This is a genomic window from Cryptosporangium japonicum (assembly GCF_039524755.1).
Classification (GTDB): Bacteria; Actinomycetota; Actinomycetes; order Mycobacteriales; family Cryptosporangiaceae; genus Cryptosporangium; species Cryptosporangium japonicum.
The window spans coordinates 386,788-400,143 of sequence record NZ_BAAAGX010000010.1 but is presented as its reverse complement, the minus strand read 5'-3'; the positions used below and the strand labels follow the sequence as shown (position 1 = coordinate 400,143).

The window sequence follows — 13,356 nt, the reverse complement described above, 5'->3', positions numbered from 1 at the left end:
GGGCGTCCGGGTGCCGCTGGGGGTAGGCGGCCAAGCCGGTCGCGGCGCCGGCCGACAGCTCCGGGCCGTTCTCCGGCGCGGTGGAGTAGAGGACCAGCCCGGCCAGGCGTCCGGGGTGCGCGAGTGCGTACGCCTGGGCGACGAACCCGCCGTAGGAGTGCCCGAGCAGGTGCACCGGCCCACCGCCGACCTGGTCGACCACCGCGGCGAGGTACCGCACGTACTCGTCGAGGCGGTAGCCGCCGCGATCGGCCGGCCGCCCCGAACCACCGGTGCCGATCGGTTCGACGTAGACGACGGTGAAGCGTTCTTCGAGCTCGGGCGAGCGCAGATACGACCAGTGCAGGCCCGGACCGCCGGGGTGGGCGACGCACACCGGGCCGGTGCCGGCCACGTGGTAGCGCTGCCGGACACCGTCGAGGACCAGTTCGTGGGTTGTCACGTGTCCACCCAACCCGGACCGGCGGGGGGCCGCCATGCTCGAATTCCGCAGTTTCATACGCTGTTGTGCGTGGACCTGATCAGCGAAGCGGTCGCCTCCACCCGGGCCGGGCGGGCCTGGGCCGTCCACAATCGGTACGCGGGCGCGTGGGCCACCCGGTTCCCCGCGATCACCGGGGCCGGACTGCACGTCGTCCGGCACGGCGAGCCGTGGCTGATCCCGGAGGACGGTGAGCCGGTCGCGCTGCGCCCGGGCAGCGTCGTCTTCGTACCGCACGGACCGCCGCACGGTTTCAGCAGCGCTCCGTGCGCGTTCGCGGACCTGCCGGCGGTGCGCACCCCGCCGCCCGATCCGGAACACGTCGACGTCGACTTCGTGTCCTGCTGCTACCACCTCGACCGGGGGACCGGGCACGCCTACCTCAACGGCTTGCCCGACGTCATCACGCTCGTCATCGACGAGGAGCGCTATCCGGGCGTGCGCGGTCTCGCCGACCTGCTGGCCGGCCACGCGGGGCCGGATCGTCCCGGTGGCGACGTCGCGCTGCCCGCGATCGTGGACCTGCTGCTGGTGCACCTGTTGCGGATGTGGCGCGACCAGCAGGACGCGGCGCACCCGGCCGCGGTCGACCCGAGCCTGGCCGGGGTGTTCGACCTGCTGGCTCGTCCCTACGCCACGAATCTCACGGTGTGTGATCTGGCGGACCTCGCCCGGATGTCCCGCGCGTCGTTCTCCCGGCGGTTCACCGGCACCACCGGTGAGACACCCGGCGCCTACCTCGCCCGCCGGCGGCTCGACGAGGGCGCCCGCCTGCTGCGCCACACCGATCTCCCGCTCGCCGCGGTCGCGAAGCACCTCGGCTACGCGACCGAGTTCAGCTTCTCCGCGGCGTTCCGGCGCGGCTTCGGCATCGCCCCCGGACGCTTCCGCAACCGCGAGCGTGGCCTCGGCGCGGCGACGGGCCCGTCCGGGCGCTAGCGGGCCCCGGGGTCCGGACCGCGCCGCTCGCGGGAACACGCGGCGCGCCGGTGGCGCTGCACCAGGGGTGATCAACCACGGCCTGTCCCTGCTCGACCGGTCCCGGACCCGCGTCGGCGAAACCGAGTCCGAGGCGCTGACGGGCACGGTCGCCCGCGCCGCGCACGCCGAGCGGCTCGGGCTGGACCGGTTCTGGGTGGCCGAGCACCACGGGGTGCCGGGGATCGCCGGCGCCGCCCCGGCCGTGCTGCTGGCCGCCGTGGCCGCCGCGACCACGACGATCCGGATCGGCTCGGCCGGCGTGATGCTGCCCCATCACCAGCCGCTCGTGGTCGCCGAGCAGTTCGCGACGCTCTCCGCGTTCGCCCCGGGCCGGGTCGACCTGGGGCTCGGCCGGTCGCCGGGCTTCACCGCGCCGGTACGCCGGGCGTTGCGCCAGACCGGCAACGACTTCGCCGCCGACGTCACCGAGCTGCGCGCGTTCCTCACCGGGACGGCGGAGATCACCCTGCACCCCCGGCCGCGGGGTGCGCTGCCGCTCTACGTGCTGGCCACCGGAGCCGGCCTGGGCGTGGCGGCGCGGCTCGGCCTGCCGGCGATCGTCGGTGGCCCGCTGCTGGGGGTCGGCGGCGACCCGGCGCCGGGGCGGGCCGCGCTGGCCGACTACCGGCGGTCGTTCCGGCCCTCGCCGCAGCACCCCGAGCCGTGGGTGGCGATCAGCCTGGACGTGGTGGTCGCCGACACCGCCGCGGAGGCCACCGACCTGCTGCTGCCCGAGGCGTGGGCGATGGCGCTGGGCCGCACCACCGGGGTGTTCCCGCCGCTGGAGCCGGTGGGCGCGGTCCGGGCCGCGAGCCGCACGTCGCGTCAGCAGCAGTACCTCGACCGCACCGTCGCGGCGGCGATCGCCGGCACCCCGGCCCGGGTGGAGAGCGCGCTCGACGAGCTGTTCGAGCGGACCGGAGCGGCCGAGCTCGTCACGTCCGGGAGCACGTTCGACCGTGCGGCCCTGGCCGTCTCGGACGCGGAACTGGCCGCACTGTTCGTCCGCCCCCGCCCGACCGGCGCCCCGGTTCCGGCTTCGCCCGCCGGCGTAGCCGAACGCCCGCTCGTGACGCGCTGAGGGCGGCCGGCGCGACGACGTCGTGGAGACGCTGCGCGGCGCTCACCGGAGTCTCATAACGCGTTGAGGGCGTCGCGCAGTCCGGCCCGGGACGAGACGCCCAGCTTGGGGAAGACGCGGTAGAGATGGGCGCCGACCGTGCGGTGGGACAGGTAGAGCCGCTGCGCGATCTGTTTGTTGGTCAGGCCGGCGGCGGCCAGGTTGGCGATCTCCATCTCCTGCGCGGTCAGGGCGGTCAGCGGCCGGTCGCTGACGGCCGGCCGGTGTCCGGCGGCGCGCAGCTCCCCGAGGGTGCGCTCCAGCCACGGCTCCGCGCCCATCGCGGTGAAACCGGTGCGGGCGGCCAGCAGATGCGTGCCGGCGCGGCTGTACTCCTTGCGTCGGCGCAGTTTCTCGGCGAACGCCAGCCGGATGCGTGACGACTCGAACAGCCAGCGTTCGGTGGCGGGGTCGGCCAACGTCTGCTCGAGCCGGTCGCCGGCCTCGTCGCCGAGCACGAGCGCGTCGACGCCGTGCTGGATCAACCGCATCCGGCTGGACAGGGCGGCCACGTCCGCGGTGCGCATCGCGTCGGCGTGGGCCCTGGCCTCGGTGGTACGGCCGGTGCGCAGGGCCGCCTCGACGAGGTCGAGCATCACCCACAGGGCGGTCGGCGCGTACGGCGCCAGCACGCCGGCCGGGCTGATGGCGGTCGCGTGCCGGTAGGCGGCCTCGACGTCGCCCTGGGCCGCGGCGGCCAGCGTGCGCGGGAGGTGGGCGACGGCCAGCATCGTCGCGACGCCGCGTGGTGCCGCCCAGTGGGTGATCTCGTCGGCCAGGTCGTACGCCTCGCCGAACCGGCCCCGGCCGGCCGCGACGACGGCCCGGTTCAGCAGGAAGTACCACCGCAGGAACGGCAGCCCGCTCTCGGCCGCGACACGCTCACCCTCACCGGCCAGCTCTTCGACCTCGTCCCAGCGCCCGGTGTAGTAGTCGTCCTCGCACAGGTGCATCAGCCCGCTCACCTGCCAGTGGGGCGCGCCGCCCTCCCGGCCCTGACGCACGAGACGCCAGGAGTGCTCCCGGATGTCGCCCAGCCGGCTCAGGTGGGCCGAGGCGGTGCCCGTCCGCACCACCCGGGTCAGGTCCGTCTCGGTGGGCAGGGCGGCGATCAGCACCTCGAGGTCGGGCAGCGCCGCCGCGGCGGTGCGCACGGGGTCGGGGAAGGTGCGGCTCAGCACCGACAGGAGGTCACCCGGTTCCGGCCGGAGGCGGGCCAGCAGGCGGTGGAAGGTGGCCCAGTGGTCGGAACCGCCGGCGAACCAGGAGAGCAGCAGCAGGGTGTGCATGGCTTCGTCGAGGGCCGGGTCGTCGGCGCGCCAGCCGTGTCCGCCCGTCTCGATGGCCCCGGCGAGCAGGCGGTGCGCGGTGCGGACGTCGCCGTCGCCGTTGATCATCAGCAGCGCGGTCGCGTTGGCGGCGTGCAGGGCTCCGGCCGGGCCCTGGTTCATCGCCCGGGCATCGGCCAGCAACGTCGTGGCGTCGCCGGTGACGCCGGCCTCCGCGCCGATGTACGCGGCCTCGGCCAGTCGCCGGGCCGCGTCCTCGGGGGTGCTGCTCAGCTCGGCCGCGCGGACGAGCGCGGCGATGGCGGCCAGCGCGTCACCACGACGCAGCACCACGTGGGCGGCCTCCTCGAGCTGGACGGCCACCTTCTCGTCCGGGCCGACCGTGGCCGCGGCGAGATGCCAGGCGCGGCGTTCCGGGTCCCTCGGCAGCGCGGCGGCGATGGCCTGGTGGGCCTGCCGGCGCTCCTCGGAGGTGGACATCGCGACGATCGCCGACTGGATCAGCGGGTGGCCGAAGACGAGGCGCCCGCCGGCGTCGTTGACGCGCACCAGCTGGGCCCGGTCGGCGGCGGCGAGCGGGGCCAGGTCGGCCAGGCCACGCAGGGTGCGCAGGTCACCGCTTCCCTCGAACGTCGCGAGCAGCAGCAGGCAGCGGGTGGCCTCGGGCAGGGCGGCGATGCGGGTGGCGAAGATGGTCTGCAGCCGGTCGCTGAGCGGCACCACGTCGGCCGGCGGGGTGGCGTCGGTGAGGCTGTCCGGCAGCTCCAGCAGCGCCAGCGGGTTGCCTCCGGCGAGCTCGAGCAGGCGCTGGCGCAGGCGCTCGGTGAGGGACGGGAAGCGCGTGTCGACCAGCCGGGCGGACGCCTCGTCGCTGAGAGGTTCGACGGTGACCTCGGTCAGGCCGCGCGCGTCGAGGAAGCTCTCCGTACCGGTACGCGAGGCGGCGATGACGCCGACGGGCGTTCCCCGTACCCGCCGGGCGACGAAGCCGAGCACGACCGCGCTGGGCCGGTCGACCCACTGGACGTCGTCGACGATGAGCAGGACGGGCTTCGTCCTGGCGACCGTGCTGAGCAGCATCAGCGCGGCGTTGCACACGAGCAGGGCGGCCGGTGCCGGCCCCGGGCCGAAGCCGAGAGCGACGCCGAGGGCGTCACGCAGCGCCGGCGGCAGCTTCTGCATGTCGGGATAGAGCGGCAGCAGCAGCTGGTTGAGCAGCGAGTAGCTGATCTCGGCCTCGAACTCGGAGCCGTTCGCACGCAACACACGCATGCCTTCGGCCTCGGCCAGTTCCGCCGCCGCGGCCAACAGCGCTGATTTGCCGACGCCGGGCTCGCCGCGAACCATCCGCATGTCGCCGCCGTGGCGGATCGACCGCAGGAAGCGGCGGATGCGGTCCAGCTCGACGTCACGGCCGTACAACGACTCCAGGGCGGTGGGCGGCATGCAATATATTGCACTCGGGCGAGCGGGTCGGTGTCAATGCCCGGGGCGGCCGGGTGCCCGAAAGCCGACCGGACGGGTCCGATCGGGCACGAGTCTGAACTCGGGGAAGGCGCCGGCGTCGTCCCCTCTGGAGGGCCGGTGCGGTGCTGTCGTACCCCGAGGCCCGCGCCGCGCTCACCCACCCCGACCTCCGCAAGAATCCCGAGCCCGCCCTGGCGGCACTGGAGGCGGCCGGCATCACCTCGCACAAGGTCGGTGAGGGCTTCGGCGGCTCGATGCTGTTCTCCGACCCGCCGGACCACACCCGCCTGCGCCGGCTGGTGGCCCCGGTGTTCAGCGGCCGTCGCATCGGGCTGCTCGCCGACCGGATCCAGGGCATCGCCGACGAGCTCCTCGACGCGATGGCGTCGCGCGACGAGGTGGACCTGGTGGAGGCCTACTGCGCGCCGCTGCCGATGACCGTCATCTGCGAGTTGCTCGGCGTGCCCGTCGACGACCGCGCCCAGTTCCGCGCCTGGTCGCAGTCCCTGGTCGGGCTCCCCACCGCCGCCCAGCGGCAGGACGGTCTCCACTTCACCCGGTACCTGGCCGACCTGGTGGACCGCAAACGGACGGCGCCGTCGGACGACCTGCTGTCCGACCTGGTCGCGCAGCACAACCAGGAGGACGGGCGGCTCTCGCACGTCGAGCTGATCGCGATGGCCGCGCTGCTCGTCGTGGCCGGTCACGACACCACCGTCAACCTGCTCGGCAACGCCGTGGTGGCGCTGTTGCGGCACCCGGAGCAGGCCGACCGGCTGCGGGCGCGTCCCGACCTGATCGCCGGTGCGGTGGAGGAGTTCCTGCGGTTCGACTCCTCGGTCGAGCAGTCCACGTTCCGGTTCGCCGCCGAGGATCTCGAGCTCGGCGGCGTGCACATCCGCCGAGGCGACCCGGTGGTCGTCTATCTGGGCGCGGCCAGCCGGGACGCGCCGCAGGACGACGACGGCGACCCCGCGGGGCTCGACGTGACCCGGTCGAACGCCCGCCACGTGGCCTTCGGGCACGGCATCCACCACTGCGTCGGCGCCCCGCTGGCCCGGATCGAGGCGAGCATCGCGATCGGCTCCCTCCTGCGAGGCTTCCCCGCGCTGCGCCCGGCGGTCCCGCTCGCCGACCTGGGCTGGATCCCGGCCGGCATGATGCGCGGCCCCCTGGCGCTGCCCGTCCGCCTCCACGGCTGAGCGCCGTCAGCGCCGGTGGAGGTCGCGGGTGCGGGGGCGGGCTCGCCGGCGGCTGACGGCCGGGCGCGCGACGAGGTCGCCGAGCGCCACCCCCGCGGCGACGGCCAGCCCGATCGTGAGCGCGAGCACGAGCGTGACCAGACCGTTCACGACGTCGTGAACGGCCAGCTCGTAGAAGCCCCGGTAGGCGGTCAGGCCGGGGAGGAGCGGGATGATCCCGGACAGCACGATCACCGGGGTACGCCGGCCGGAACCGCGTCGGGACAGCCCCGTCGCGAGGCCGACGACGGTGGCCGCGACACCACTGGCCGCCACCGAGCCGACGTCCGTGAACAGGGTGAGGGCGGCGTAGGCCGCCCACGCCGCTCCTCCGACGACGAAAGCGGCCGGTAAGGAACGCAGCGGCGCGTAACCGGCCAGCGCGAACAGGGCCGCCGACGCGGCCGCGGCGACGGTGCTGACGACGAAGCCGGCCATGTCGGCACGCAGCGGCTCGGCCGGGTCGAGGTCGAGGTCGAACACGAGGCCCAGCTGGAGGCCGAGGATGACGCCGGCCAGCAACCCGGCCGACAGCAGCGTGATCTCCGCCGCGCGGCCGGCCGCCGTCACGTAGTAGCCGGAGATGGCGTCCTGCACCGTTCCCACCACCGTCAATCCCGACAGCAGGGCGGTGAGGCCGGCCGCGATGACCAGGGACGGCTGGGTGTCGGCGGGCAGCGCGCCGGACGCGAGCAGGCCGAGCGTCGCGACGGTCGTCAGCAGGGCACCGGCGACCTGCCGGAAGAACGGCGCGACGTCGCGCCGCTGGAGGACGAACCCGAGGCGGTCGATGAGCGCGGTCACCACGAACGCGGTCGCCGCGATCAGCGCCGAGCCGCCGAGCAGCACCGCCACCGCGGCGGCCAGCCCGGCCATCCCCACGGTGGCGACCCAGCGCGGGTACGGATGCCGGGCGTTCACCGCCTCGCTCACCGCGGCGACGGCGGCCGGGACCGTCATCCGCGATCGGGTCACCTGGTCGACGATGCCGGTGATCAGGTCGATCCGGGTCAGGTCGGTGGTGCCGTAGCCGGCCAGCCGCATCGTGGTCACCGGTGCGGCCACGTTGCCCCGGTGGAAGCACATCGTGATCGCGTTGAACGTGACGTCGACGTCGACCGTCGGCAGGCCGCAGGCGGCCGCCAGCCGGGTCATGGTGGCCGCGGTCTCACCCACCGGCTCGCCGGTGGACAGCAACACCTCACCGACCTGGATGCAGAGGTCGAGGACCTCGAGCACCTGGGCATCGGTCGGCACGTCCGGCCCGAGGTGGCGCAGCAGCTCGACGGTGGGCTCGCCGCCGCGCAGCAGGACCTGGGCCTCGCTCGCGACGTTGCCGCGGGCCCACCGAACGATGGCTCCGGGTCGCATGTGTCGTCCTTTCCGGTTTCCCGTTTCCCGGCGGCGCCGGAGGGGATCCGCGCCGCTAGGTCAGCGGGTCCCGGCCGATTCCGGCGGCGCGGCGGACCGCCGACGGTGCGACGCCGTAGCGCGCCTGGAAGGCCCGGGTGAAATGAGCCTGGCTGGCGAAGCACCAGCGCGCCGCGATGCGCGCGATGCTCAGGTGACCGAGCGTCGGATCGACCAGGTCCCGGTGCGCCGACTCCAGCCGGTGCAGACGGATGTACCCGGTGACCGTGTGGGGCTCCTGCTCGAACAGCCGGTGGAGGCTGCGGGGAGCCATCCGGTGCGCGGCGGCTATCGCGTCGTGGGTCAGACCGGGATCGGCCAGGTGTTCGCGGACGTACGCGAGCACCCGGAGCCGCTGCGCGTCCGCCGCCGCGCCGTGGGCCGGTGGCGTCCGGCCGAGCGCCCCGGCGATGAGATGGAAGGCCGCCTCGCCGAGCCGCCCGGCGGAGGCCCCGATCGCCGTTCGCTGCTCCATCGCGACGGCCACGAACTCCGCCAGCACGGCACCCGGTCCCTCGTCGAACGGATGCGCGGAACGCATCGCCGAACGGACCACGCTGTCCGGCAGCGACAGGGCACTGCGCGGAAAAGCCAGCACGAGGCCCGACCAGTCCTCCTCGAACCGCAGCTCGTAGGGTCGGCCGGTGTCGTAGAGCGCCATCCGCCCCGGCGTGAGGCGCACCCGGTGACCGTCCTGGCTGACGGTGGCCGCACCGCCGGTGAGCAGGCACAGCGTGAACCGGTCGGCGGCTCCCCCTCGCCCGGCCGGAGGGAGACGACGCAGGAGCTGCGCCCGTCCACCGGCCCGGAAGACGGTCAGGCGGCCCAGGGTCGCGCCCGGCACGCACGTCAACTGCCGAGCAGGGCGGTGCGCAGCGACCGCACGGCGTAGTGGGCACGTGACTTGACGGTGCCCACGGTGGGAAATGCGCGACCGGCCGGTGGTGTGGTGGTGGTCATGGAGGGGCCCCGTAGCGTTCTTCGATGGGTCGTGCGGAACGCTAAGCGGGTGCCGTGAACAGCTACTTCAACGGTAGTGACACGGTTGTGGAGCGGCTTCCGTCAACACGACCGGCGGATGTGGTCAAGCACCGCTGACCGCGGCGCGAAACCGTGGTCGCCATGACCACTCACCACGACTTCGTCGTCGTCGGGGCCGGTTCGGCCGGCGCCGTCGTCGCGTCCCGCCTGTCCGAGGATCCCCGCGTCCGCGTCCTGCTCCTCGAATCGGGCCCGGCCGACACCCTGCCGGAGATCGCCACCCCGCCGGCGTGGCCCGCGCTGTGGGGGAGCGCGGTCGACTACGCCTACCGCACGGTTCCGCAGTCCGGTTTCGACGGCACGGCTCACGACTGGCCGCGCGGGCACACGCTGGGCGGATCCAGCAGCATCAACGCGATGGTGTTCCTGCGCGGCCACCCGGCCGATTTCGACGCCTGGGCGACGCGGGGAGCCGACGGCTGGGACTACGCCTCGGTGCTGCCGTACTTCCGGCGGATGGAGACGGCCGAGGGGGATCCGGCGTACCGCGGCACCGACGGCCCCATGCGCCCGGCGATCGCGGCTGATCCCAACCCGCTCTCGCAGGTGTTCGTGGACGCGGCGGCGGCGCTCGGCCATCCGCGGACCAAGGCCTTCAACGGCGCGGTCGCCGAGGGCGTCGGCTGGCACGAGCTGTCGATCACCGAGGGACGACGGCAGAGCACCGCGGCCGCGTACCTGCACCCGGTGTCGGCCGACCGGCCGAACCTCACCGTGCTGACCGGGGCCCGCGCGCACCGGCTGATCATCGAGGGCGGACGCTGCGCCGGAGTGGAATTCGCCCGCGACGGCCAGGTGACGTCGGCGTACGCCGACCACGAGGTGGTGGTCAGCGCCGGCGCGGTCGACTCGCCGCGGCTCCTCCTGCAGTCGGGCGTCGGGGACGCGGACGACCTCGGCCGGCTGGGGATACCGGCGGTGCAGCACCTCCCCGGAGTCGGCCGGAACCTGCACGACCACCCGCTGGTCAGCGTGGTGTACGAGGCGAGCCGACCCGTTCCGGCGGGCCTGACCAACCACGCCGAGACGTCGCTGCAGTGGCGCAGCGACCCGAGCCTGCCCGGCCCGGACATGCAGCTGATGTTCATCCACGTGCCGTTCGCCCCGCCGGCGCTGGCGGTGCCGCCGAACAGCTTCACGTTCGGCGTCGCGACCGTGCCCGAGGCACGCGGAACGGTGCGCCTCGCCTCCGCCGACCCCGCCGTTCCGCCGTTGATCGACCCGGCCTATCTCGGTGCGGAGGCCGACGTCCGGCGCCTCGTCGCCGGGATCGGGGTGGCCAGGGAGATCGCCGCCGCGGCGCCGTTCGACGGCTGGCGCGGTCGTGAGGTGCACCCCGGCCCGGACGACCGCGATCCGGCCGCGCTGCGCGACTACCTGCGCCGCGGCACCGGGACCTACTACCACCCGGTCGGCACCTGCGCGATGGGCACCGGCGCCGACGCGGTCGTCGACCCGCAGCTGCGGGTGCACGGCGTGGACGGGCTCCGGGTGGCCGACGCGTCGGTGATGCCCCGCATCGTCAGCGTGAACACCAACGCCGCGACGATCATGATCGGCGAGAAGGCCGCCGACCTGATCCGGTCCGCCCACGCGATCGGGCAGTGACCCGGGGCACGGATTGAACGATGCGGCCTCTCCGTCGTCGGACAGGGTGGGCGGGGTGATCCCGTCCTCGAACCGGCTGCCCTGACCCTGGAGGCATCACCATGGCCCGCCCGACCGTCGCCGACCTCCCGCTGACGACGTTGCGATCGTCCCAGGACGGCCCGGTGCTGACCGTCCGGATCGATGCCCCGCCGCACGACTACATGACCGCCGCGATGCAGCGGGACTTCCTGGACCTGGTCCGTGCCGTCGACGCCGACGACACGGTCCGGGTGGTCGTCGTGACCGGAGCCGGGCCGGGCCGGTACATCACCCACTACGACATCGGTGATCTGCTCGAAGCGGCCGACGCCGCGCCGCTGCTGCCGCGGCCGGCGGCCCGGCTGCTGCTGGGCGCCGTCCGCACCCTCACCGCGGTCGGCGGCGAGCGCGTGGTCGAGCGGTCCCGGCTGTCGGGAATCCTGGCGATCACCCGGTTCCACGAGCTGGTCACGCGGCTGCTCCGGTCCCGGGCGATCTGGATCGCGGCCATCGACGGTCCGTGCGGAGGCGGCGGTCTGGAGATGTCGGTCTGCTTCGACGTCCGGCTCGCCGCCGACACCGCGTCGTTCCTGCTGCCGGAGCTGTCGATCGGGCTCACCACCACCGTCGGCGCGCAGCGCCTGGTGCACCTGATGGGGCCGTCCCGTGCCCTGCGGGTGATGCTCGACGCCCGGGCCATCTCCGCCGCCGAGGCGCAGGCCTCGGGGCTGGTCGACGAGGTGCGGCCGGCCGCGGACGTCGTCGCCGAGGCGCAGGCGCTGGCGGCCCGGTACGCGCGCCGCTCGCCGGCCGCGGTGGCCGCGCAGAAACGCATCATCAACGCGGCCTACGACGTCGGTCTGCGGGCCGGCCTGCGCGCGGAGGGGGTGGCGCAGATGACGAACGTGCCGACCGCGAGCACCCGCGCGCTCCTGCGGACCTGGCTGTCGATGCAGCGCGAGGACGGCGCGTCGGTGTTCCGCACCGACCCGGAACCCTGGGCGGAGGGCACCGCGGGCGCGGTGGCGCAGACCTCTTTGACTCCGGCTCGCGACGCGGTGTGAAATATTTTGCATGCCGATTCCTGAGGACGTGGGCGTCATCGCGCGACCACTGCTGCGTGAGAACGCCTACCGGTCGATCCGGGACGCGATCGTCGACGGCACCTTCGCCCCGGGGGAGCGGCTGAACGACGCCGAACTGGCGCAGTGGCTGGGGGTGAGCCGGACGCCGATCCGGGAGGCGCTGACCCGGCTCGAGGAGAGCGGCCTCGTCCAGACCAAGCCCGGCCGGTACACGATCGTCAGTCCGCTCGACACGCGCGCCGCCCGGGCGGCCCAGACGGTGACCGCCGCGATGCACGAGCTGGCCGTGCGGGAGGCGGTGCCCCACCTGTCGGCGGTCGAGATCGAGGCGATGCGTCAGGCGAACGCCCGCTTCGCCGGTGCGCTCCGGGCCGACGAGGTCGACGCGGCGATCGCGGCCGACGACGAGTTCCACAACGTCACGGTGACGGCGTCCGCCAACCCGGCCGTGCGCACGGTGCTCGAGCAGTTCACCCCGGTGCTGCGCCGGCTGGAGCGGCTGCGCTTCTCCTCGCTCGTCGGCCGCGGCTCGGTGGCCACGCACGACCGCATCATCGCCCTCTGCGAGGCCGGCGACGCCGAGGGCGCGGCCGCCGCCGCCCGCGACAACTGGCTGAGCCTGGCCGAGGTGTTCGACGTCGAGGACCCGGACGCTCCGCGCACCCCGTGACCGGGAACGTCATCGGTCGAATGACTTAACCCCGCTGGGGCGACGCGCCCGCCGGACGTCGGCCGGAGCCGTCCCGCGGTCGGAACACCGGGGCTCCGGGCCGCTCCGGGGACAGGCGAATGACTGATTCGGCCGGTCGGCCGGCCGCCGATGCTGAATCTCGTCAGCGGCCGCCCACCGGCCGCGCATCGTCTAGGAGCCGACATGAAGCCCACCATCGTCCTGGTCCACGGGGCCTTCGCCGAATCCGCCAGCTGGAACGGCGTCATCAGCCGGCTGCAGGCGGCCGGTCACCCCACGATCGCGGCCGGGAACCCGCTGCGCAGCCTGTCCGGGGACGCCGCCTCGGTCGCCAGCCTGCTCGCCACCATCGACGGCCCGATCGTGCTGGTCGGCCACTCCTACGGTGGCGCCGTGGCCTCCAACGCCGCGGCCGGCAACGACAACGTCAAGGCCCTGGTCTACGTGGCCGCGCTGGCCCCCGACAAGGGCGAGAACGTGCCCGACCTGACCGGCAAGTTCCCCGGCGCCACGCTGGGCGACCACCTCCGCGAGGTGCCGCTGGCCGACGGCACCGCCGACGCCTTCGTGGTGCCGGAGCACTACCACGAGCACTTCGCCGCCGACCTGACCGCCGAGGAGGCCGCGCTGGCCGCCGCCACCCAGCGGCCGTTCAACTCCACCGCGGTGACCGAGCCGTCGGCCGAGCCGGCCTGGAAGACGATCCCGTCCTGGTTCATCTCGCCCGAGCTCGACCGGGCGATTCCGCTCGAGGTGTTCCGCTTCATGGCCGCGCGCGCCAACGCCCGCGAGGCGATCGAGGTTCCCGGCGCGTCCCACGCCCTGCCGGTGTCCCAGCCGCAGCTGGTGGCCGACGTCATCCTCCGGGCCGCGGCCGCGGTCTGACCGGACCTCGACGGCGTCCGGCGGGCCGGTCGGGTC

Annotated in this window: 11 protein-coding genes; 7 read left to right on the top strand and 4 right to left on the bottom strand. The window is 74.3% G+C overall.

Annotation, left to right across the window (positions count from 1 at the left end):
* Window positions 1-442, bottom strand: a 442-nt coding sequence (locus ABD437_RS14915; RefSeq protein WP_344649413.1) for an alpha/beta fold hydrolase, incomplete at its 3' end; no start/stop codon positions are given.
* A 69-nt stretch (window positions 443-511) separates the two neighbouring features.
* Between ABD437_RS14915 and ABD437_RS14910 the strand changes: the two genes are divergently transcribed.
* Both ABD437_RS14910 and ABD437_RS14905 read left to right on the top strand, forming a co-directional pair.
* On the top strand, window positions 512-1,420 hold the full coding sequence (locus tag ABD437_RS14910) for an AraC family transcriptional regulator (RefSeq protein WP_344649412.1): 909 nt from the start codon (window positions 512-514) through the stop codon (window positions 1,418-1,420).
* A gap of 67 nt (window positions 1,421-1,487) precedes the next feature.
* Window positions 1,488-2,543 (top strand): MsnO8 family LLM class oxidoreductase, encoded by a 1,056-nt coding sequence (locus tag ABD437_RS14905; RefSeq protein ID WP_425558153.1) that lies wholly within the window; start codon window positions 1,488-1,490, stop codon window positions 2,541-2,543.
* Window positions 2,544-2,596: 53 nt separating this feature from the next.
* Here ABD437_RS14905 and ABD437_RS14900 read toward each other — a convergent pair whose 3' ends face one another.
* Window positions 2,597-5,317: an AAA family ATPase gene (locus ABD437_RS14900; protein ID WP_344649411.1), complete on the bottom strand. Its 2,721-nt coding sequence runs from the start codon at window positions 5,315-5,317 to the stop codon at window positions 2,597-2,599.
* A gap of 143 nt (window positions 5,318-5,460) precedes the next feature.
* On the opposite strand from ABD437_RS14900, the gene ABD437_RS14895 reads away from it, so the two are divergent.
* Window positions 5,461-6,540, top strand: a complete 1,080-nt coding sequence (locus ABD437_RS14895) for a cytochrome P450 family protein (RefSeq protein ID WP_344649410.1) — start codon at window positions 5,461-5,463, stop codon at window positions 6,538-6,540.
* 6 nt (window positions 6,541-6,546) lie between these two features.
* Here ABD437_RS14895 and ABD437_RS14890 read toward each other — a convergent pair whose 3' ends face one another.
* Together ABD437_RS14890 and ABD437_RS14885 are read right to left on the bottom strand one after the other, a co-directional pair.
* Window positions 6,547-7,950 carry a threonine/serine exporter family protein gene (locus tag ABD437_RS14890; protein WP_344649409.1) on the bottom strand — a complete coding sequence of 468 codons (1,404 nt, stop codon included), beginning with the start codon at window positions 7,948-7,950 and terminating at the stop codon, window positions 6,547-6,549.
* Window positions 7,951-8,005: 55 nt separating this feature from the next.
* A complete protein-coding gene (locus tag ABD437_RS14885; protein WP_344649408.1) occupies window positions 8,006-8,842 on the bottom strand; it encodes an AraC-like ligand-binding domain-containing protein in 837 nt (278 codons plus the stop codon).
* A 269-nt stretch (window positions 8,843-9,111) separates the two neighbouring features.
* On the opposite strand from ABD437_RS14885, the gene ABD437_RS14880 reads away from it, so the two are divergent.
* The 4 genes from ABD437_RS14880 to ABD437_RS14865 all read left to right on the top strand — a co-directional run bounded on the left by ABD437_RS14880 (window position 9,112) and on the right by ABD437_RS14865 (window position 13,320).
* Window positions 9,112-10,638: a GMC family oxidoreductase gene (locus ABD437_RS14880; RefSeq protein ID WP_344649407.1), complete on the top strand. Its 1,527-nt coding sequence runs from the start codon at window positions 9,112-9,114 to the stop codon at window positions 10,636-10,638.
* Between the two features lie 101 nt (window positions 10,639-10,739).
* The gene (locus tag ABD437_RS14875; protein ID WP_344649406.1) at window positions 10,740-11,723 is read left to right on the top strand and encodes an enoyl-CoA hydratase/isomerase family protein; all 984 of its coding nucleotides are present in this window, start codon (window positions 10,740-10,742) and stop codon (window positions 11,721-11,723) included.
* Window positions 11,724-11,733: 10 nt separating this feature from the next.
* Window positions 11,734-12,414, top strand: coding sequence for a GntR family transcriptional regulator (locus tag ABD437_RS14870; RefSeq protein WP_344649405.1), 681 nt, complete (start codon window positions 11,734-11,736; stop codon window positions 12,412-12,414).
* A gap of 204 nt (window positions 12,415-12,618) precedes the next feature.
* Window positions 12,619-13,320, top strand: a complete 702-nt coding sequence (locus ABD437_RS14865) for an alpha/beta fold hydrolase (RefSeq protein ID WP_344649404.1) — start codon at window positions 12,619-12,621, stop codon at window positions 13,318-13,320.
* Window positions 13,321-13,356 lie beyond the last annotated feature (36 nt).

Coding starts and splice junctions, on each gene's coding strand:
- ABD437_RS14900 (WP_344649411.1), bottom strand. CDS start 5,317: ATGCCGCCCACCGCCCTGGAGTCGTTGTACGGCCGTGACGTCGAGCTG.
- ABD437_RS14890 (WP_344649409.1), bottom strand. CDS start 7,950: ATGCGACCCGGAGCCATCGTTCGGTGGGCCCGCGGCAACGTCGCGAGC.
- ABD437_RS14880 (WP_344649407.1), top strand. CDS start 9,112: ATGACCACTCACCACGACTTCGTCGTCGTCGGGGCCGGTTCGGCCGGC.
- ABD437_RS14875 (WP_344649406.1), top strand. CDS start 10,740: ATGGCCCGCCCGACCGTCGCCGACCTCCCGCTGACGACGTTGCGATCG.
- ABD437_RS14870 (WP_344649405.1), top strand. CDS start 11,734: ATGCCGATTCCTGAGGACGTGGGCGTCATCGCGCGACCACTGCTGCGT.
- ABD437_RS14865 (WP_344649404.1), top strand. CDS start 12,619: ATGAAGCCCACCATCGTCCTGGTCCACGGGGCCTTCGCCGAATCCGCC.